Source organism: Victivallis vadensis (genome assembly GCF_003096415.1).
Taxonomy (GTDB): Bacteria; Verrucomicrobiota; Lentisphaeria; order Victivallales; family Victivallaceae; genus Victivallis; species Victivallis vadensis.
The window spans coordinates 15,382-34,305 of the sequence record NZ_QEKH01000032.1 but is presented as its reverse complement, the minus strand read 5'-3'; the positions used below and the strand labels follow the sequence as shown (position 1 = coordinate 34,305).

At 61.6% G+C, this 18,924-nt stretch carries 18 protein-coding genes and 1 tRNA gene; 11 read left to right on the top strand and 8 right to left on the bottom strand.

Annotated features, from left to right (window positions below):
- Positions 1 to 180: 180 nt before the first annotated feature.
- The 4 genes from C8D82_RS16470 to C8D82_RS16455 all read right to left on the bottom strand — a co-directional run bounded on the left by C8D82_RS16470 (position 181) and on the right by C8D82_RS16455 (position 5,881).
- On the bottom strand, positions 181 to 2,061 hold the full coding sequence (locus C8D82_RS16470; protein ID WP_116885384.1) for a helix-hairpin-helix domain-containing protein: 1,881 nt from the start codon (positions 2,059 to 2,061) through the stop codon (positions 181 to 183).
- Between the two features lie 22 nt (positions 2,062 to 2,083).
- Complete coding sequence (locus C8D82_RS16465) at positions 2,084 to 3,193, bottom strand: DUF362 domain-containing protein (RefSeq protein WP_116885383.1); 1,110 nt, start codon at positions 3,191 to 3,193, stop codon at positions 2,084 to 2,086.
- Positions 3,194 to 3,264: 71 nt separating this feature from the next.
- Positions 3,265 to 4,407, bottom strand: coding sequence for an aldo/keto reductase (locus C8D82_RS16460; protein WP_116885382.1), 1,143 nt, complete (start codon positions 4,405 to 4,407; stop codon positions 3,265 to 3,267).
- Positions 4,408 to 4,420: 13 nt separating this feature from the next.
- Positions 4,421 to 5,881 carry an MGH1-like glycoside hydrolase domain-containing protein gene (locus C8D82_RS16455; RefSeq protein ID WP_116885381.1) on the bottom strand — a complete coding sequence of 487 codons (1,461 nt, stop codon included), beginning with the start codon at positions 5,879 to 5,881 and terminating at the stop codon, positions 4,421 to 4,423.
- 246 nt (positions 5,882 to 6,127) lie between these two features.
- On the opposite strand from C8D82_RS16455, the gene C8D82_RS16450 reads away from it, so the two are divergent.
- Genes C8D82_RS16450 through C8D82_RS16430 form a run of 5 tightly spaced genes read left to right on the top strand, consistent with a single transcriptional unit; the run spans position 6,128 to position 10,563 of the window.
- Positions 6,128 to 6,676 carry a hypothetical protein gene (locus tag C8D82_RS16450; RefSeq protein ID WP_116885380.1) on the top strand — a complete coding sequence of 183 codons (549 nt, stop codon included), beginning with the start codon at positions 6,128 to 6,130 and terminating at the stop codon, positions 6,674 to 6,676.
- Positions 6,673 to 7,197 (top strand): hypothetical protein, encoded by a 525-nt coding sequence (locus tag C8D82_RS16445; protein ID WP_116885379.1) that lies wholly within the window; start codon positions 6,673 to 6,675, stop codon positions 7,195 to 7,197. Before C8D82_RS16450 ends, C8D82_RS16445 begins: the two co-directional genes overlap by 4 nt.
- A complete protein-coding gene (locus C8D82_RS16440) occupies positions 7,198 to 8,325 on the top strand; it encodes a hypothetical protein (protein WP_116885378.1) in 1,128 nt (375 codons plus the stop codon).
- A complete protein-coding gene (locus tag C8D82_RS16435; RefSeq protein ID WP_116885377.1) occupies positions 8,301 to 9,638 on the top strand; it encodes a hypothetical protein in 1,338 nt (445 codons plus the stop codon). Before C8D82_RS16440 ends, C8D82_RS16435 begins: the two co-directional genes overlap by 25 nt.
- Before the next feature lie 52 nt (positions 9,639 to 9,690).
- A complete protein-coding gene (locus C8D82_RS16430) occupies positions 9,691 to 10,563 on the top strand; it encodes a class I SAM-dependent DNA methyltransferase (protein WP_116885376.1) in 873 nt (290 codons plus the stop codon).
- Here the strand turns inward: C8D82_RS16430 and C8D82_RS16425 are convergent.
- Together C8D82_RS16425 and C8D82_RS16420 are read right to left on the bottom strand one after the other, a co-directional pair.
- On the bottom strand, positions 10,547 to 10,867 hold the full coding sequence (locus C8D82_RS16425; RefSeq protein WP_116885375.1) for a phage holin family protein: 321 nt from the start codon (positions 10,865 to 10,867) through the stop codon (positions 10,547 to 10,549). The genes C8D82_RS16430 and C8D82_RS16425 overlap by 17 nt on opposite strands.
- Entirely contained in the window at positions 10,864 to 11,655 is a 792-nt protein-coding gene (locus C8D82_RS16420) for a patatin-like phospholipase family protein (protein WP_116885374.1), read from the bottom strand. Before C8D82_RS16420 ends, C8D82_RS16425 begins: the two co-directional genes overlap by 4 nt.
- An 81-nt stretch (positions 11,656 to 11,736) precedes the next feature.
- On the opposite strand from C8D82_RS16420, the gene C8D82_RS21355 reads away from it, so the two are divergent.
- Entirely contained in the window at positions 11,737 to 11,910 is a 174-nt protein-coding gene (locus C8D82_RS21355) for a hypothetical protein (RefSeq protein ID WP_165833140.1), read from the top strand.
- Positions 11,896 to 11,969 (top strand) — tRNA-Gln (locus C8D82_RS16410). The genes C8D82_RS21355 and C8D82_RS16410 overlap by 15 nt, the downstream gene beginning before the upstream one ends.
- A gap of 349 nt (positions 11,970 to 12,318) precedes the next feature.
- Here C8D82_RS16410 and C8D82_RS16405 read toward each other — a convergent pair.
- On the bottom strand, positions 12,319 to 13,245 hold the full coding sequence (locus C8D82_RS16405; protein WP_116885372.1) for a homing endonuclease associated repeat-containing protein: 927 nt from the start codon (positions 13,243 to 13,245) through the stop codon (positions 12,319 to 12,321).
- A 223-nt stretch (positions 13,246 to 13,468) separates the two neighbouring features.
- Positions 13,469 to 14,011, bottom strand: a complete 543-nt coding sequence (locus C8D82_RS16400) for a hypothetical protein (protein WP_116885371.1) — start codon at positions 14,009 to 14,011, stop codon at positions 13,469 to 13,471.
- A 200-nt stretch (positions 14,012 to 14,211) separates the two neighbouring features.
- Between C8D82_RS16400 and dapA the strand changes: the two genes are divergently transcribed.
- The 4 genes from dapA (at position 14,212) to C8D82_RS16380 (ending at position 18,920) form a co-directional block, all read left to right on the top strand.
- The gene (gene dapA, locus C8D82_RS16395; protein ID WP_206212524.1) at positions 14,212 to 15,087 is read left to right on the top strand and encodes a 4-hydroxy-tetrahydrodipicolinate synthase; all 876 of its coding nucleotides are present in this window, start codon (positions 14,212 to 14,214) and stop codon (positions 15,085 to 15,087) included.
- A gap of 75 nt (positions 15,088 to 15,162) precedes the next feature.
- On the top strand, positions 15,163 to 15,654 hold the full coding sequence (gene ybaK, locus C8D82_RS16390; RefSeq protein ID WP_116885370.1) for a Cys-tRNA(Pro) deacylase: 492 nt from the start codon (positions 15,163 to 15,165) through the stop codon (positions 15,652 to 15,654).
- 48 nt (positions 15,655 to 15,702) lie between these two features.
- Complete coding sequence (locus C8D82_RS16385) at positions 15,703 to 17,397, top strand: N-acetylmuramic acid 6-phosphate etherase family protein (RefSeq protein ID WP_116885369.1); 1,695 nt, start codon at positions 15,703 to 15,705, stop codon at positions 17,395 to 17,397.
- Positions 17,397 to 18,920: an ArnT family glycosyltransferase gene (locus C8D82_RS16380; protein ID WP_116885368.1), complete on the top strand. Its 1,524-nt coding sequence runs from the start codon at positions 17,397 to 17,399 to the stop codon at positions 18,918 to 18,920. The genes C8D82_RS16385 and C8D82_RS16380 overlap by 1 nt, the downstream gene beginning before the upstream one ends.
- Positions 18,921 to 18,924: the final 4 nt, after the last annotated feature.

The window sequence follows — 18,924 nt, the reverse complement described above, 5'->3', positions numbered from 1 at the left end:
ACGTAAAAATTACAAAACCGGATTTATTATCTATCAGTTTATTTGCTCTATCGGCGGAACTCCGCCCTGGCGGCGGGAGTGTTGCTGTATGGTATTCTGCCTGTAAGGGCCGGGCCGATTGGAAAGCGGAGAGGAATCTCCGTACTCCCAAGACTGTTGCCGCAGTCAGGCGAAACTCTCTTAAATCCCCAGCGACAGCTGACCGTCCGCCTCTGCAATCGGCGCGGAAGCGGGGGACAGCATGGACAGAAATTCGTCGAGCGAAACCACTTTGACGCCGAGTCTGGCGGCCTTTTTGAGCTTGCCGCTGTTTTCGGCGGGATCGGCGGCGACGAGCAGCGACAGCGAGGAGGTTACATCGTCCGCGCTCCGGTAGCCGTGGGCGGTGGCGAGCTTCTCGTAATAGGAACGCTTCTCCGGCATTTTCCCGGTGAAGCAGACGGTCGGGATTTCGGCGGCGGGTGCGGCGGCGTGGATCAGCCGGACCGCGCCGAGCAGTTCGTCGAGGTATTCCGATTGGGCGGCCAGCTCCGAAACCAGGGCTTTGGCGCGTTCCGGGCCGATGCCGGGGATGGCGCTGAGCTCCTCCTCCGACATCCGGCGTAGGCCGGCGAAGTCGGTGTGGCTGAAGATCACCTTGGCGACGTTGGCGCCGATGTTCGGGATATTCAACGCGGCAAGAAGCTGGTAGTCGTTGACGATCCGGGCCTTCTGAATCTCCTCGATCAGGTTGGCGGCGGATTTGGCGGCGAAGCCGTCGAGCCTGAGCAGGTCCATCGCGGTCAGCTCGAAGAGGTCGCCGAGGTGGCGGACGCCGGAGTTTTCCATCAGCTTGCGCAAAGTGGGTTCGCCGAGCCGTTCGATGCCAAGGTTGCGGACGGCGGCGGCGAGCCGCTGGAGTTGGGTTTCGGGGCACTCCGGGTTGGGGCAGCAGAGTTCCGGGCCGCGCCGGACCAGCTTCGCGCCGCAGCTCGGACAATCTTCGATCAGCGGGGAGCGGCGCTCCTCGCCGGGGGTGGACGAAACGATGTAGGGGATCACGTCCCCGGCCCGTTCAACGGTCACGGTATCGCCGATCTGCACGCCCAGTTCGAGAATGTTCTGGATGTTGTGCAGCGTGGCGCGGCGGATGGTGGTGCCGGAGATTTCGACCGGTTCCAGCTCCGCCACCGGCGTCAGGCAGTTCTTGCCGAAGCTCCACTCCACGCCGATCAGTCTGGTTTCGCGGCGGATGTTGGTGAATTTGAACGCGATTTCGCCGCGCGGATGGTGGGCGGTGTTGCCGAGCGACGCGGAATAGGCGGAGTCGGCCAGCTTGATCACGATGCCGTCCTGCGGATAGGGAAGGGCTTCCAGCTGCCGCCGCAGCTCCTCCCACTTCGCGGCCAGCTCGGAATACTTCACCCGGAACGAAACCAGATTGTAATCCACCAGCGTGATCTTCGCCCCCTGAAGCTCCATTTCGGCGATCTCCTTGAGTCCCATGATCCCGGCGACGGCGTTGCGGGAGTTCTTGTAGACGCCGCCACCCTTCTTGCGGATATGCGAATAGAGGGTCTTGAAATCGTCGTCGCGGATCACCAGTTCGCCGCGCACCGGCCGGTCCACTTTGCCGGTGTGCCCGGCGGTTTCCAGCTCGACCAGCGGCAGTTTGTCGGTGATGTTTTCGCCGAGTTCGCCGTCGCCGCGCGTGGAGAGAACGCGCCCGTCGAAGTTGGCGGAAATGCCGTCGTATTTCGGCTCGACCAGCAGCTCCTCGTCCTCGCTGCGGGCGAACTTCTTCGCCCACTCCAGCACTTCTTCGAGCGAATAGGCCTTGTCCAGCGACAACATCGGCCGGAGATGCCGCACCTTGCCGGAACCGGCAACGGCCGGGGCGTAGACACGGGTGACCAGTTCGTGATCCGGTTCGAGCTTCTGCAGTGCGCGGATGAGTTCGTCGTAACGCGCGTCGGGGATTTCAGGCTCCCCCTCGTCCCAGTAGCGCCGGTTGTGGTATTCGATCAGCCGGATCAGTTCGTCGCGGTCCAGCTTTTCGGCGATGAAGTTTTTCGTATCCATGAAAAGAACGCTTTCCGTGCCGTCAGACCGTGACGAGTTCGTAGGAGCGGGTGCCGAGGCCGATCTTCACCGAATGCTCCAGCTGAAGCTCCCAGTTCGTGGAGGGAGAGACATCCCGGAAGTGGTCGTGGTGATGACTGCCGTGCTCCGCGAGCAGGCTGTCGGGATTCGGGGCGCGGCTGTTCACCGCGTCCGCGCAGGCCTGGTCCAGCGCGACCGGGTCGAACGAAGCGAACATGCCGATGTCCGGCACGATCGGCGCGTCGTTTTCCGGGTGGCAGTCGCAGAACGGCGAGACGTCCATCACCAGACTGATGTGGAAATGCGGCCTGCCGTGCACCACCGCCAGCGCGTATTCGGCCATCTTGCGGTCGAGCAGTCCCTCCTGCTGCCCCCAGGAGGGCTGGATGGCATCCTTCGGGCAGACGCCGATGCAGCGGCCGCAGCCGACGCACTTCGCATGGTCGATCTCCGCCTTGCCTTCGGAAAACGTCGGAGCGCCGTGAGCGCAGATGCGGGCGCAGGCCCGGCTGCCGATGCAGAGCGTCCGGTCCACGGTCGGCTTGCCGTCGCAGTGCTGCTCCATCTTGCCGGCGCGCGAACCGCAACCCATGCCGATGTTCTTGATGGCCCCGCCGAAGCCGGTCATCTCATGCCCCTTGAAGTGGGTCAGCGAGATGAAGATGTCGGCGTCCATGATCGCGCGTCCGATCTTCGCTTCGCGCACCAGTTCGCCGTTGGGCACCGGAACTGCGATGTCGTCAGTCCCTTTCAGCCCGTCGCCGATGATCACGTGGCAGCCGGTCGAATACGGAGTGAAGCCGTTGAGGTAGGCGGTTTCGATGTGTTCGAGCGCATGTTTGCGCGAACCGACGTAGAGGGTGTTGCAGTCGGTCAGGAACGGCCTGCCGCCGAGCTTTTTGATCTCGTCGGAGACGGTACGGGCGAAGTTCGGGCGCAGGAAAGAGAGGTTGCCGGCTTCGCCGAAGTGGATTTTGATCGCGGCGAAGCGGTCCTTGAAGTCGATCGTGTCCATTCCGGCCCGTTTCAGCAGCAGAGCCAGCTTCTGCTGGAGGTTCCGCCCGCCGGGCTTGACTCTCATATCGGTAAAATAAACGTCCGCTTTTTTCATGATGGAATTTTCCTGCAGGTTTCCTGATTCGTTTTACGGAGTAAGAAATATAGCCGCGCCGGCCGTTTCTGTCAAGCGCCGAACAGCGTCGCGGCCCGTTTCATGTTTTCAATCACCGGCACCGCGAAGGGGCACCGCTTCTGGCAGCTGCCGCAGCCGATGCAGTCGGAGCCGTGCTTTTTCAGAGAGCGGTAATGCTGCGCGATGCCGGGCGGGATGTGCGCTTCGTCGAGCCGGGCGATGTCCAGGTATTTGTTGACCGCCGCGATGTCGATTCCGGCGGGGCAGGGCTGGCAGTGGCTGCAGTAGACGCAGTTTCCCTTGAAATCGTTGCGGCGGCTGCCGACGACCGGCGCGTAGTCGCGTTCGCTTTCGGAGAGGTCGAGATAGCCGACCGCCTCCGCCACCTGCGCCGCGGACTGGCAGCCGATCAGCGTTGAAACCACCGCCGGGCGGGTCAGCGCGTAGTGGATGCACTGCCCGACGGTCAGCGGTTCGGCAAACGGCGTGTGCTCGCGCGACAGCAGCTTGCCCGCGCCGAGGGTTTTCATTACGGTGATGCCGACGCCGCGCTGTTCACAGAGCCGGTAGAGGTCGGCGCGGACCGGATTCATGCCGGTCATGGAGCCGGCGGGATCGCCGATCATGGTTTCGAGGTCGGTCTCCGGCGGCATCATATCGAAGGCAGGGTTCACACTGAACATCAGCAGATCGACCACGCCGCTCTCGACGACCCGCCGCGCGGTGACCGGATTGTGGGAACTGGCGCCGATCGCCCGGATCGTGCCTTTGCGCTTGAGCTGCTGCGCGTACTCGAGGAGGTCGGATTCAAAGACGCTGCTGAAATCCTCGGCGGAGTCGATGAAAAAGAGCATCCCGAAGTCGATGTAGTCGGTGTTCAGGCAGCGCAGCAGGTTTTCAAAATATTTCCGGCAGGTCGCGAGGTCGCGGCTGATGTCGTACTGCCGGTTCAGGTCGACCGAGCAGATGTGGCCCTGAATCATCATCCTGTCCCGCCGTCCGGCCAACGCGCGGCCGATGTTGGAACGCACCTCCTCGCCGGGCATGAAGAGGTCCATCAGGTTGATGCCGTGGTCGAGCGCCGCATGGATGGTCTCCTCCACCGTCGCGTAGGGCTTGTTGTCGAGGTGCTCACTGCCGAGCCCGATGATGCCGGCGGAAAGGCCGGTTCTGCCGATTTCGCGGTATTCCATGGTCTGGTCTCTTTCAGTAGTTCAGGAGGTTATGGCCGGCGCGCACGTCAAGCTCGCGGCCGTTGACGGTCAGCGTGAAGGGCCGGTCGGAATCGATCTCGACGGTTCCGCTGCCCTGAGTCAGGAAATCGGCGCGGATGCCGCCGAAGGTGACATTTTTCACTCCGTGGCGTCCGGTGTGCTTGATGCGCCAGGCTGCTTTGCCGTGAGCTCCGTCGAGATCGAGCCCGACCACGTTTTCGATCATCAGGCTGATCGGTCCGAGGGCGGACCAGCCGCAGAAGTCGGTGCGCACCGGTTCGTCCGCTCCGACCACGCGTTTGTTGGTGGCGGGCTTGCATTCGGAGGGCGAGTAGCACTCCCAGATGGTGTGCGGCGTACAGTTGCGGTAGGTTTCAAGCTGGAGCCGGACGGTCTTTTCGGCGGCCTGGTCGGCGATGCCGGTGAAGCCGTACTTTTCCAGCGCCTTGATCGCCATGTAGGAGAGCGGCAGCCAGATGCCGCCGCGCCAGTATTCGCCGAGCGGGTTGTAGGCGGAATCGTTGCGGCTGACCGACGGGAACGGGAAATCGCCGCCGAAAATATTGTGGTCCACCGCGGCCAGCGCGAGTTTCCCGGCCTGTTCGGCGGTGCAGGCTCCGGCCAGCATCGCCCAGTAGACGGCCGGAGTCTTCACCTCGATGAAGCGGTGCGGCGCGGTGCGTTCGATGTCGTAATAGAAACCGTCTTCGCGGTCGTAGTAGCGGGAATTGAGCAAGTTGCAATAGCTGAACCAGAGAGTGCGGAATTTCGCGGCGCTTTCGCCGAGGCCGATCGCTTCGGCCATCTCGAAGATCAGCCGCGCGGAGAGCGCCTGCTGGGCAAGCGCGTCGAACCAGTACATCGTCTCATAGTTGCGGCTGTCGGATTCGTCGGCGGAGACGCCGCCGCGCGGGGTGTTGTCCATCCCGTTCGGATTGCCGCGCCACAGATAGCCGAGCGGTTCGCGCTGAAGCCAGACCGCTTCGCCGCCCCACGCGGGCCGGTCGCCGCGTTTGAAGGCTTCAAAGAGATCGAAATACCGTTGCAGCCAGCGGTGGTCGGCGAGCACCTTTTTCAGCCGTTGCCGGTCGCCGGTGACCCGGAAATTCGCGTATTCGGCCCACGCCGGCAGCGGCGGGTTGTCGGGGTGGTGGACCAGCAGCGTCGAGGGTTCGCCGTCGAGCATCGGGCGATAGAAGTTTTCCAGACTGGCGACGCCGGGAAACGCCTCCGGGGCGTACTTGCAGAAGTGGACCATGAAACTGGTGTCCCAGAGCCAGATCCGTTCCTTGTCGAACCCCTCGTCCATATAGGGGGAGACGGGAGCGCCGGCGCGGGTCAGCACATGTTCCCACGCGAGTTTCCACGCGACATTGTAGAGTTCGACGAAGCCGGGTTCGGAATCGAAGACCAGTTCCGGAAGCCGGGCGGCCGGAAAGGAGTTTGCCGTCATGAATACCTCCAATATTTCCAGGAAAGCTGCCTCTCCTTCCGCGAGGACCGGAACGCCTGCGGGAAAGGCGCGTTCATTCTCTTTACTGCTGTTATTTCATTGTTGCTTTGCAGGAATATAACATCAACCGATGATACTGTCCAACATTTTTTCATCGAAAAACGGGTTGATTTTTCAATTTCCGGCGGTTATATTCGCAACAGGGGGAGAATGCGCAGAGATATTCGGCACAAGGGGGAATGGAATATGAAACGGTATTGGGGACGGTTGGCGTTGGCTCCGATTGCCGGAGCGTTGACGGTCTGGGGGCCGGTGCCGCTGATGGCATGGCGGGGAGCCTTGTGCTTTTTCATGCTGACGCTCGCGCAATTGCCGTTGAATGGAAATCCGCAATGGGGACGGCGCTGGTTCTGGCTGTTCGGAGTGGCCGGTGGCCTGGCAGCTGCTTGGACGGTGGGAATCGTGCCGGAGATCAGATTTTATTATATGCCCGAGTTGGCGGTGATTCAGATGCCGTTTCCGGTTTTGACCGGTTGTCTGGTGTATGGAATCGGCTGGAATTTCTGTGAATTTCGTCTGAAAAAACGTTGGTGCGTTATCGCCGGCGTTTATCTGACGGCGTGTGCGGCGCAAGTGATGCGCTTTTCCCTCACTTTCGGTTCCGGGAAATTGGCCGGTCTGCTGAGCTGCATGATATTGGCGCTGCCGGTGACGCTTTTATGGCTGGTGTTGATGGCGGTCGGTGGCGTGTTTGCAAAACAGCGGGCCGGAGAAGTCGCGGAGGAAGTCCGATGATCTGGATTCGCCTGATTCTGGCCGCATTTCTCGGAGCGGCCTGTTCGCTTGTCGGAGGAGGTGCCGGGATGATCCGCGGCGCGGTGCTCTTTGTGCTGCTGACCTCCGGGATCCGGCTGGTTCACCGCTGCCGGCTGGTCTGGGCGGCGCTGCTTTGCGGAAGCGTGGCCGGCGGAGTCGCCGCCGCCGTTTTCTGCCGGATGCCCGCAGGAGCAGTGGAGATCGGCAATGTTCAGGTGATCGCGGTCTGCCTGCTGTACGGAATCGGCTTCTACTGGGCGGAATACCTGTCGCAGACTTCGCATTTCCCCGGAGCGATTCTGGCGACGCTGGTCGTGGCGGTAGCCGCCCAGCTTGTGCGTTACGGCCTCTGGCAATATGGCGCGGACCAGATGGAGGCCGGAGTGCTGACGCTGTATTTCGCGGTGATGAACGCCGTCGGCGTGGCTGCGGCGTGGTGCGTGACCATGCTCTGCCGGAATCGGGACGGGATGCTGTTGGAAAAGAAAAAGAGAGAATGAATGGTGAGGAGAAACGCGATTGAAATTTTAGCAGCGGCGTTCCTCGGAGCGTTCTGCAGCTTTCTCGGAGGGCCGTCGGCGGCGGCGCGCGGCGCGCTGCTGTTCGGTATTCTGGCTGCCGGCTTGACGGTGACGGAAAGGTTGCGGGGCCGGCGGCCCATCGCCATCGGCGGACTGTTCGGGGCGGCTGCGGGAGTGGCGGCCGCGTTGATACCGGAGGCGGGCGGATGGCTCGAAAGGGCTGAGATGACCGGGGTATTCCCGCTGAACTGGGGGGCGGTGATCGGCGCGGCGGTTTGCGGCGGCGGCTGGTTTGCGGTGCGGGAGCTGGATCGGCGCTGCACGCTTTCCACGATGGAATCGTTTGTGCTGTGTTATCTGGTCGCGATCGGCGCTTTCATTCTGAAATCGGCGCCGGACTGGTGGTTTCCGGGAGCCTGGCAGAGAGCGGTCGCCGGTTCGGCGGCCAATTCATTGCCGGTGGCGGTCTGCTGGATGGCGGCGGCCGGAATCGGACAACGGAGAAAGAAGCGGCAAATTCAGTTTGTACGCCCCGCCTGCCGTTGGGAGTGGGGCGTGATTCTGGCGGCCCTGCTGCTGGCGGGCGGCGGCGCCTTTTCGTTGCCGGTTCTGATGGAAAACCATATGTTCGACCAGCCGCTGATCCGGTTTGCCCGGACGCGGCATGATCCGGCGGTGTTGCGCGGGCTTTCCGGGATCCTGACCTGCAATGATGCGGGATTTCAGATTCGCGATGGGATTGTGACGGAACTGCCGCAGCAGAGTGTGGAGGCGGCGTACAGGGGAGAAAATCGCACGCCTTATCCGGGCGGGAAACTGGTTTTGCGGGGGAAGAGCGTCTGTTTCCGGCCGGTTGACGGGAAAGAACGCGAATTGTTCCGGCTGCAGCGGCAGTCGCCGCATCACGCAATTGCCGCCACGCGGGACGGGACATTTGTCTTTTATACCGACGATGTCACTTCGGAGCTGGCCCCCTTTTCGGTTCTGGTGGCGCGGCGCATGGCGGATGGCCGGGAGTTCCTGATCGGCCGATGCGGATTCCGGTTTCGGAAAAAAGCACTCAAATGGCGGGAGGTGACAATATGGTCTCATTCGGTTCCATTCTGATCGCGGCATTTTTCGGGGCGCTCAGCAGCCTGCTGGGAGGTCCGGCGGCATGGGGGCGCGGCGCGCTGCTGTTCGCGGCGCTGGCGGCGGGTTTCCCGCTGGTGAAGCGTTTGAAGCTGTGGCAGGCGGCGGGGGCGGGAGCCGGAACGGGCGCCGCCGCCGGATTGCTGATGCTGCTGTGTCCGGATTGGGGCGGTCGCTATTCGTTTTCCGCGGCGGCGGGGGCGTCGGTCATGGTTGTGGCCGGAGCCGCCGCATACGGGGCGGGCTTCTATGCGGCCTGCGGATGGATTCGGAGGAGGAAATTCACGAACCTCCAGCGGTTCACCCTGTTCTGGCTGGCGGCGGGCGCCGCGTATCTGGTGAAGATGCTGGCGGAGTGGGGCTTCTCCGGAATCTGGCTGGCCGGGGCCTTCGGCGCGGTGGCCAACTCATTGCCGGTGGCGCTGTTGTGGCAGTTCTGGTTTCTGATCGCGACCGAGGCGGACGAACTGCCGGAACAGAGGCCGCCGGAACACCCGTGGATTCTGAACACGGTTTCAACTCTATTGGTTCTGGGGACCGTCCCGTCGTTTTTCGGCCTGATGAACTACAGTCTGCACGAGCCGGCCTGGCGTTTTCAGGCCGGGCACTCTGACCCGGAGGTGCTGCAGGGAGTGACCGGCACACTTTGCGTTGAAACGGCAAACCGGCAGATCAGGAGATTTCGGATCGAGGATGGCGAGGTGCGGGAACTGGAGGCCTTGCCGCCGCCTTTCGCGGCGCTTTCGCCCGACGGCAGCCGGGAGGCGCGCTGGGAGAAAGACCGGCTGCTGGTGACGCCCGCCGGCAGACCGGATGAGATCAGCGAAGAGTGGGGATGGGAGGGAAAGGCCGGTTACAAGGATATCCAATGGTCTGCGGATGGTCGCGAACTCTGCTGGCCGGGAGCCGATGATACTTTGTTCCGCTTTGCGTTGGAGGGGATGGAGGAACCGGAACCGTTCGGCTCCGGCAGGACGCTGTGCCGCTATCCCGGCGGCTGGCTGACGCTGCGGGAACAGACGGTGTGCGCGCTTGCATCGGGGCAGGAGCGGGAGCTGTTCCGGCTGCGCCGGTATTATCCCGCTTCACTTGCCGCGACCGCCGACGGCAAAGTGGTGTTCCATACCGACGGGATCGGCTCCGAAATTTCCCCGAACGGCGGGGCGGTGATCGCCCGGCGGCTCTCCGACGGCAAAGAATATGTGGTCGCCCTGCTCGGATATGCGTTCGGCAAGTACCCGCTCGACTGGCGGGAAGAAATAAAATATAACAGGGAGGATTCCAGATGAGCAAGTATGTGATGTATGCCGCGGTTGCCGTGGTTGCGCTGTGCTGCGCCGGATGCGGCCCGATCTGATGGGGCGCTACCGCAACTGCCTGAAGCTGAACTGGCGGATGCTGGGGCACCTGCTCGCCGGGCGGCTGCTTTCGGGAAAGGAGGTGGCCGCGGGATATGACCGGCTGGCCGCCGGGTACGCCGAAAACTGGCTGTCGCGGCTCCGGCCGGTGACGGAGGAGATGTTCGCACTGCTGCCGGAACAGGTGGCGGGGAATATCCTCGACCTCGGCTGCGGCACCGGTTTCACCACGGCGGAGCTGGAACGCCGCTATCCGGCAACGCCGGTCCGGGCGGTCGATATTTCCGCCGGAATGGTCGCGGAAGCGGAGCGGCTGTGCCGCCGGGGCAATTTCACGGTCGGGGATATGCTCGAATTCCTGCACCGGGAACCGGACGGCTCCGCCGGGCTGATCGTGTCGGCGTGGGCGCTCGGCTACAGCGATCCGCCCCGGTTGATCCGGGAGGCGGCGCGGGTACTTTCGCGCGGCGGCGATCTGGTGTTCGTGGTCAACACCCGTGAAACGCTGCCGGCGGTATTCCATGCGTTCCGGCGCACGATGGCGCGCTTCCCGGAGCGGACCGGCTGCGCATTGTTCCCGAAATTTCCGAAAGGCGGGGCCGAATTGGCGGCGATGCTGGTGAAGGCCGGATTCCGGATCGGTTTCGCGCGGGAGGCCGCCTTTGACGTGGCGCCGCCGGAAGGTGTGCCGGTTCTGGAGTGGCTGCTCAAAACCGGAATCCTGGCCGGTTTCGACGCAGTGCTGCCGCTCGGGCGCGATGCGGAGGTGGATGGGTATTTCACCCGGGAGCTGGAACAATGCGGCCTGCCGCTTGCTCATCATTACGTGATGATGGCGGCTAAAAGGGCGGATTGACGCGCCCGAAGAAACGTGCCAGCGCTTTGCATCTGGTGATCACGGCGGCGTCGAGGATTGCCATGATGCCGCGCGCCGAGTAACCGGCGAGCGCGATCGCGGCGGTGCGGAGGTTGTCGCTGGCGATGTACTCCTGTCCGAGCCAGTGTGCGAGAAATCCGGCAAAGACGGCGATCAGGACTTCCGTGACGCCGGTTTTGAGGTTGTACGGTTCATGGCGCGCCTTGCCGACGAGGGTGCGGATGAAGCCGCCGAAACCGGCGATGCAGGCGACTCCGGCGAGGTCCCGGATCAACTGTTTCATGCTTTTTCCCTCCTGATGATTTCGGCGGCGTATTCGCGTGCGTGGGCGATCAGGCGGTATCCGTCGGACCAGTCCAGCAGTGAAGAGGGAAAGGGGGGCGGCTGGATCACGGTGACGTTGGGGAGCAGATGCCAGCCGGATTCGTAGAGCTGGGTGACTTCGCGGTCCATGGTGGCGAATGCGGCGGAAAGGGCGCGTCCGAGCCTGCCGCGCGGCGGTGCGCCGGTGACGTCGTCGTTGCAGAGCAGGATGTAGATATGCCGGTAATCGGCGATCTCCCCGATGCGCGGAGTCGGCACGAGATTTTTCACTCCCCCGTCGACGAAATGGTCCGGGCCGATCTTCACCGGCTCGAACACCTGCGGAATGGCGGCGGAAGCCATTACGGTGACGGCGGTTGCATCGCACATCATCGGGGCGTAATCGGGCAGGCGGGTCACGGCGACGCGGACGCGGCGGCGGGCTTCGGTGGTGAGGCTGCGCCGCAGGATGCCGTACATTCCGGCGGGATCGAACAGGTGGTCGACGCGCATTCCGAACAGTGCGAGCAGCTGATGGCCGATGCAGGGGCGGAACAGCTGTTCGACCGGAGTGTTCCGGATCAATTTTTCCAGCCCGGCGCCGGAAAGCCCCGATGCGTGAAGAGCGGCGACACATGCTCCGGCGCTGCAGGCGTTGTAACGGTCGATCCGGATTCCGGCAGCTTCGAGCGCCTGAAGCATGCCGGTGGCGGCCTCGATCTGGCGGCATCCGCCGCCCGCGATCACGGCGAGAACGGGATTGGACATGACAAATTCTCCTGTTGAACTGAATGATCTCTGTTTGAACTCCGGCAGTTCAGTTCTCCGCAGTCATACTGATCGCCGGGAATGGAGCTGCCACAAGGAGATGATTTGTCAACATTTTCAAAAGCCGGAGCCGGAGAACTGCGCAACGTCTGCAAAAAATCTCAAAAAAGCGAAGAAAAAGATGGAATTTTTCGCAAAGATGGATTATTTTTAGAGCACGGCAGTGTCCATACTGCCGTTAACCCCGTGGTGTAATGGTAGCACAACTGGTTTTGGTCCAGTTAGTCTAAGTTCGAATCTTGGCGGGGTTGCCACTAGAAGCTGAGCTTATTTTCTTTCAAAATTGCGTTATGCAATCGCAGTATACCCATTGTTTCAAGTATCATTGTAGATAAAATTGTAATCCTTCCCCGTTGTTTTATATTCAATTGTATCAAAATCTCCCGGTATGATAACTTGGGTAAGATCATTGTGACCACAAACGGTTTACTGCTTCCCGCGCAGCGGATGTATGAGCGGGTGGGGTTCCGGGAAGTCCGGCGGCGCCGGAGTGACGGTTTCTCCGGAGAATTCATCGATTATGAATATTCCTGACAACCGCCGGAAAGAGCAGCCCGCCTTCGGATTTGAGGAGCCGAACGGCAGGCTGAGCAGATGAATTGATTACTTTTTCTTTTTCGCAGCGGTCTTGACGGGTTGCGCTTTGGCCGCCGGAGTCTTTGCGGTCTTGGCCGGCTGCGCCTTTACGGCTTTGGCCGGTTTTGTCTTCACTGCCGCTGTTTTGGCCGGCTGGGATTTGACTGTCGCCGCCTTTTCTGATTTGGCGGCTGTCTTCGCCGGCTGGGATTTGACTGCCGCTGCTTTTTTGGGCTGCGCCTTGGGAGCTTTTACCGCTTTGAGCAGCGCCTGTTGTTCTGCTTGCTGCTGTTGCTTTTTCTGCAATCTTTTCTGCCGCTGTTTCTCGTTCCGCTCCTGCCGCTTGCGTTCCTCTTCCTGCAGCGCGGCCTTGCGGGCTTCCGCGGCAAGCTTGCGGCAATTGATATGAATGCCACAAACTTCGCGCGCCCTGACCCAGCTGCCGTCACCCAGTTTCTTCATGCCGGAAGCCAGCAGATACTGGTACTTATTCCGCATGTAGGTATAGGAGAGGCTTTCCCCCCTCTGATAGAGGCGCCGGATCTCTTCCTTGAGCTCTTCCGGAGTCTGGAGACGGCGCAAACGTATGCGGCGGTATTCCAGACCCGCCGCGCGGATTGCGTTGCCCCAGTTGCCGAAGCGTTTCAGGGCCGCCATGTAGAGAGGGCGGTGGTCGGTCTGGACGAATTTCGAGGAGAGCGGAGAGTGGACCTCGCTGAGCTTGCGGATCTCATTGAGAACGCGTTCCCGGTTCCAGGTGCGGTATTTGCGAATCTCCTGATAGGAGAAACCGCAACTTTCCAGCGTGTTGCACCAGGAGCCGAAAAAGCGCTCCGCCGCGGCATAGACATCCGGATACGTGGTGGCGTAGTAATGTGAGTTCAGGGGCTCCACCCCTTCGCGTGCAAGGATATGGCTGATGATTTTCTCAGAAGTCCAGCGCCTTTGGAACATGATATTTCTCCCGATCTCGTATCAAAACATGAATTTCTCAATTGAAAAGAGGGCCGATGTACTTTTCCATCAATACAATGGCACACTATACAAGTAGCATTTATTTTCATCCAATTCAATCCGGAAAACCGAATATTTCATAAATTTTTCCTGTTTCCTCCGGAAGTGAAACCGGATCTCCTCCATAGAGCAATTTTAATTGAGGAATATTTGGAAAATATAATTATTTGCCGCTGCTCTCCGCCGGAGCCGGTTTCCCGTCGACTTGCGATACCTCCGCCGCTGTTGCCGGAGCATCGAGGTATTTCAGAAATTCGGCCCGCAGGATACGCTTGTAGCTGATCACGGTAGAATTGTCGTTCGGAGTGCCGCGCACGCTGCCGTAAGTCAGGTCCACATCGCGGTAAATCTGCGCCCAGCTGCGGGTCGAATCGTCATAGTCGAAGGAATTGGCGAATTGCGGATTGCCGTTTTTCTGGATTTCACCCGGCACCACCTGCTGCTCCGTGATCAGGATCGCGTCGGCTCCGCTTTTTTCGGCTTCGCTTTCGAGTTTGGCCAGAAGGCGGTCGCGGCTGACGTCCTGCGAGTCGCCGGAAGCGGTCGCCTGGCCGAGCACCCGGTAGGGCTGTCTGATCCTGGTCGCGTCGGTGTAGACCTTCACATGGGTGGTCGGCTCGGCCTCCCGGACCCCTTCATACTGGTACGAGATGCACCCTGCCGCCAGAAACAGCACGGCGAAACATAAAAGAGCGAAATGCTTCATTGAAAATTCTCCTCTGTTCGATCATCGATACAAGTCCATCCTTTAAATTAGCCGGGCAACCGGTTTTTTTCAAATCAAATCATGGAAAACATATTGATTTTACGGTCGTTTCGCATTATCTTATAAAGGAATGGATACCGTATGTTTCAACCACGGGGAGCCGTACCGGGCCGTCCCCGAATTTTTCGGAGTTTGACAAAATGATGGAATTCAAAGGCGTTTACACGGCGTTGATCACCCCTTTCCGCAACGGAGAGATCGATTGGGATGCGCTGCGTAAGATTGTCGAACTGCAGGTCGCCGGGCGTGTGGCCGGGCTGGTGCCGGTCGGCACCACCGGGGAGTCGCCGACCCTGAGCTGCAAAGAACATCTCGAAGTGATCCGCCGGGTGGTCGAATTCGCCGCCGGCCGCTGCCGGATCATCGCCGGAACCGGCGCCAACTCCACGGCGGAAGCCGTCGAGCTGACCCGCGAGGCGAAGGAACTCGGCGCGGATGCGACGCTTCAGGTTACGCCTTACTACAACAAGCCCACCCAGGAAGGCATTTACCGCCATTTTTCCACGGTCGCGGATAAAGTGGGATTGCCGGTGGTGCTCTACAACGTGCCGGGACGCAGCGGCGTGCCGATCGCCGAAGCGACCGTCGCGCGGCTGGCGAAGAATCCGGTGATCGCCGCCGTCAAGGAGGCCGCGGGCAGCGTGGACCGGGTTTCGATGCTCAAGGATATCTGCGATATCACCGTGCTGAGCGGCGACGATTCCCTGGCGCTGCCGATGGTTTCGGTCGGCGCGGCGGGGGTGATCAGCGTTTCGTCGAATATCATCCCGGCCGAGATGTCCGAAATGCTCGACCTTGCGCTGGCCGGTGATTTCAAGGGGGCGCTCAAGCTCCATCAGAAGTACTATTGTCTGTTCCGCGACCAGTTCGTCGAGACCAACCCGATTCCGATCAAGGCGGCGATGGCGATGGCGGGCATGATTGCGGAGGAATACCGGCTGCCGCTCTGCGAACTCAGCCCCGAACACCGGGAAAAGCTGGCCGCCAGCCTGAAGCGGTGCGGCATCCTGAAGTAATCCGCTGAAGGAATGCAGTTGAACAGGGTATTTTCGCTCCGGCGGGAATATCCTGTATTTTTTTGAGGTGAGACGATGGCGAAAAACGACAAGACCAATGTGATGCGGATTCTCGATCAGGCGAAAATCCCCTATTCCCATTACACCTATGAACACCGGGAAGGCGAGGCGGTGGACGGCCTGACGGTTGCGGCTTCGATGAACCAGCCGCCGGAGCGGGTGTTCAAGACGCTGGTGACGCGGGGCGCGGGCCGGGATTTCTTTGTTTTCGTGATTCCGGTGGCGTGCGAACTTGACCTGAAGGCGGCGGCGCACGCGGTCGGCGAGAAGTCGGTCGAGATGATCCATGTCGCGGAAATCAACAAGGTCACCGGCTATATCCGGGGCGGCTGCTCGCCGATCGGGATGAAGAAGCAGTTCCGCACGGTCGTGGACCGTTCCGCGCTGGAACAGCGGACGATCATTTTCAGCGCCGGGCGCATCGGTTTTCAGGTGGAGGTGGCTCCGGCGGATCTTGAGAAGCTGATCCGGTGCAGCTTTGCCGGAATCGTCCGGCGTGACTCCTGACCGGAGAGCGGTTTCAATCAAATATTACAGTTTTAAGGATGGCGGATCATGGTGGTTGGGGAGAAGGCGAAAAACAGCGCACGGAATTTCATTGAGAACGAAAAGCCCTTTCATCTGGGCTTCCTGCCCACGGAGCAGTCGAATCCGTTGACGGCGACGCTGGAGACGGATTTCCGGCGTTCGAGCCGGGCCGGGGTGGAAACGCTGCTGAAGCCGGACCGGGACGTTGCAGAGATGGCGAAACGGGTTCTGGCGGGCGGAGAGTTCCGCAGACTGGCCGAGGCCGGGGAGCGGGCGCTGGAGCGGGGCGGGCGGCTGGTCTTTTCCGGTTGCGGCGCGACCGGGCGGCTCGCGATCCTGCTGGAGAGCATGTGGCGGAACGGCTGCATCGAAGCCGGCCTGCCGGAGCTGGCCGACCGCGCGGCGAGCATCATGACCGGCGGCGATTATGCGCTGGTGAAATCGGTGGAGTTCTTTGAGGATTTTGCGAGCTTCGGGCGCCGCCAGTGCCGCGATCTCGGAGTCGGACCGAAGGATTGCTTCATCGCGATCACGGAGGGCGGCGAGACCAGCTCCGTGCTGGGGACGCTGGCGGAGGCGGCGGAACGGGGGGCGGAATGTTTTCTGCTGTTCAACAACCCTGCCGGACTGCTGGCGGAGAAACTGGAACGGTCGCGCAATGCGATCCGGGACCCGCGCGTGACGGTGCTGGACCTCTTCTGCGGGCCGATGGCGCTGGCCGGTTCGACCCGGATGCAGGCGACCACCTCGGAGATGCTGATCGCCGGGGCGGCGCTGGAGATTCTGCTGTGCCGCCGTTCCGGGAAAACTCCGGCGGATTTCACCGCCGGATTTGAAGCGGTGCTGGATCAGCTGACTGCGCCGGAGGCGCTTGCCGAACTGGCCCGCTACATCGATTTTGAGGCGGAGCTTTACGCGAAAGGCGGCGGCGTGACCTATTTCGCGAACGATTATGCGCTGGATATCTTCACGGACACCACGGAGCGCTCCCCGACTTTCATGCTGCCGGGATTCATCCGGGCGGATGACCGGATTTCTCCGGCGCCGTGGGCGCGGGTGGCCGATCCGGCGTTGTCGACGCCGGAGGTATGGGCGCGGATTTTCCGCCGCGCGCCGCGCTGCCTGAACTGGACTCCTGACGATTACCGGGCGATGGGGGCGCCGGAATCGGTCTGTGCAAAGCCGCCGGTGATCGGCGATGAGGCGTTCTACGCGTTTCCGGTGGGGCGCGAGGTGCTGGAGGTTCCGGCACGGCGTTCGCCGTCGTTTGCGGTCGGTTTCCTGGCCGGGCCGGAAGCCGGAAATCCGGCTTTGAAACGGCGGATCGCGGAGGCCGGGCAACGGTTCGACGGCTGCCGGCTGCTGACGATCGGCGGCGGGGAGGGGGATTTCATGATCCCGTGCGCGGCGGAGCCGACGCCGCTGCGGCTCCTGGAGCATCTGGCGGTCAAACTGGCATTGAACGCCATTTCGACCGGCACGATGGTGAAGCTGGGGCGGGTTTCAGGCAACTGGATGAGTTTTGTGGCGACCAGCAACAAGAAGCTGATCGACCGGGCGATCCGGCTGATCGCTGAACTGGGCCGCCTTGAGTACGCCGACGCCGCGGAACGGGTCTTTCAGGCGATGGAGGAGGTCGCGGCGCTGCCGCCGGATGCGGCCCGGCCCTCGGCGGTTCAGGTGGTGCTGGCCGATCTGAAGCGGCAGCCGGGAGAAAAATAATGGAGAATGCAACTGCTGTCGGAGCGGGTGTGCAGGCCTGCGGCTGGCTTTCCTCCCACCGCTGGGTGCTGTTTGCCGCCTGCGGGCTGTTCCTCTGCTTTGTTCCGTGGGGAGTGGACCCGCATCATGACGGACTGATGTTGAAGTCGGCGATGGATGTTGCGGCCGGCCGGGTGGTCTTCCGGGATTCTTTCAACCAATACGGGTTGCTGACGTCGCTGCTGCAGGGGGCCGCGGTCTGGTTTTTCGGGGCTGAGATTATAGTGCTGCGGTTGTTGACCGTGCTGTTTTACGCGTTGTCGGCGATGGAACTGGACCGGCTGTGGTGCCGGTTCCTGTCGGAGCCGTTCCGCTGGCTGACATTCGGACTGTTTCTCGGGCTGGCTCCGTTCTACGTCTGGATCATGTTGTCATGGTCTTCGGTTTACGCGCTCTACTTCATGTTGCTGGGCGGAACGCTGATGGTTCGTTATCTGGAAGGCGGCGGCCTGCGGCTGTTGTTCGGCTGCGGTGTGGCGGCGGGAATCGCTTTCGGATTCCGGCAGCCGTGCGGTATTGTGATGGTGCCGGCCGGCATCCTGACGCTCGGATTGGAGGTGTGGACCCGGCGGCTGAAGTTCCGGGAGGCGCTGTACCGGTTCGGCATATGGAGCGGCGGCGTGCTGGTGTTCCCGGCGTTTCTGGCATTGTACCTGACCGTATTCGGTGCATGGCGGGACTACTGGCGGCAGTGCTGGGTCAATACGGCCCGTTTCAGTCAGGACGCGGGAGGAGACCGGATCACGGACCTGCTGAGCTGCCTTTTCCCGGCCGACTCCGTATTTTTGCTGTTTCCGCTGGCGGCGCTGGGCTGTTTCGGATGGATGGTGTGGCGGCTGTGGCGGCGGCGGAGCGGGGAGTGGCAGTTGCCGTTCTGCGCCGCTTTGCTGGTCGGGCTGGCTTCATGGCACCAGTATTATCCGGTTCCGTGCCTGCGGCATTGTTATTGGGGAGCGATTCCGATGTTCGGGGCACTGGCTTTTGTCGCGGAACAGTGGTGGCGCAGCCGGAGAGGGCGCAACCTGCGGATTGCCGGGCTGATCGTGCTGCTGGCCTGGCCGGCGGCCGCCGCGGGATGGAGGATCGGGAGCGCCGTTCTGAATTTCAGCCGTATCGATCAGAGGGCGGTGGAGGCGCCCGGTTTCAGCGGCTTGAGGGTGAATGCTTCCGAAGGAAGACTTTTCCAGCGGTTTGCCGCCGATTGCAGAGCAGTGCCGGAGCGGCTGCGGGAGCGGCCGTGGCTGAATCTGACCCAGGATGCGCTGTATTGCCGTTTCTTCCCGGAACAGCCGAATTTTCACCCGATGTTCGTGAACTGGGGATATCAGGTGTACCCGGATTATCCGGGTTGGGCCGGTAATTTCGTGCGCAGTTATCAGCCGGTGGTGATAACGGAAAATCCGTCGCCGTTTCCCGGCTACCGGACCGTTTGCGGTTTTACATACCGGGACCGGAAAATCTACCTGTCGCTGCCGCCGCTTTGAATTC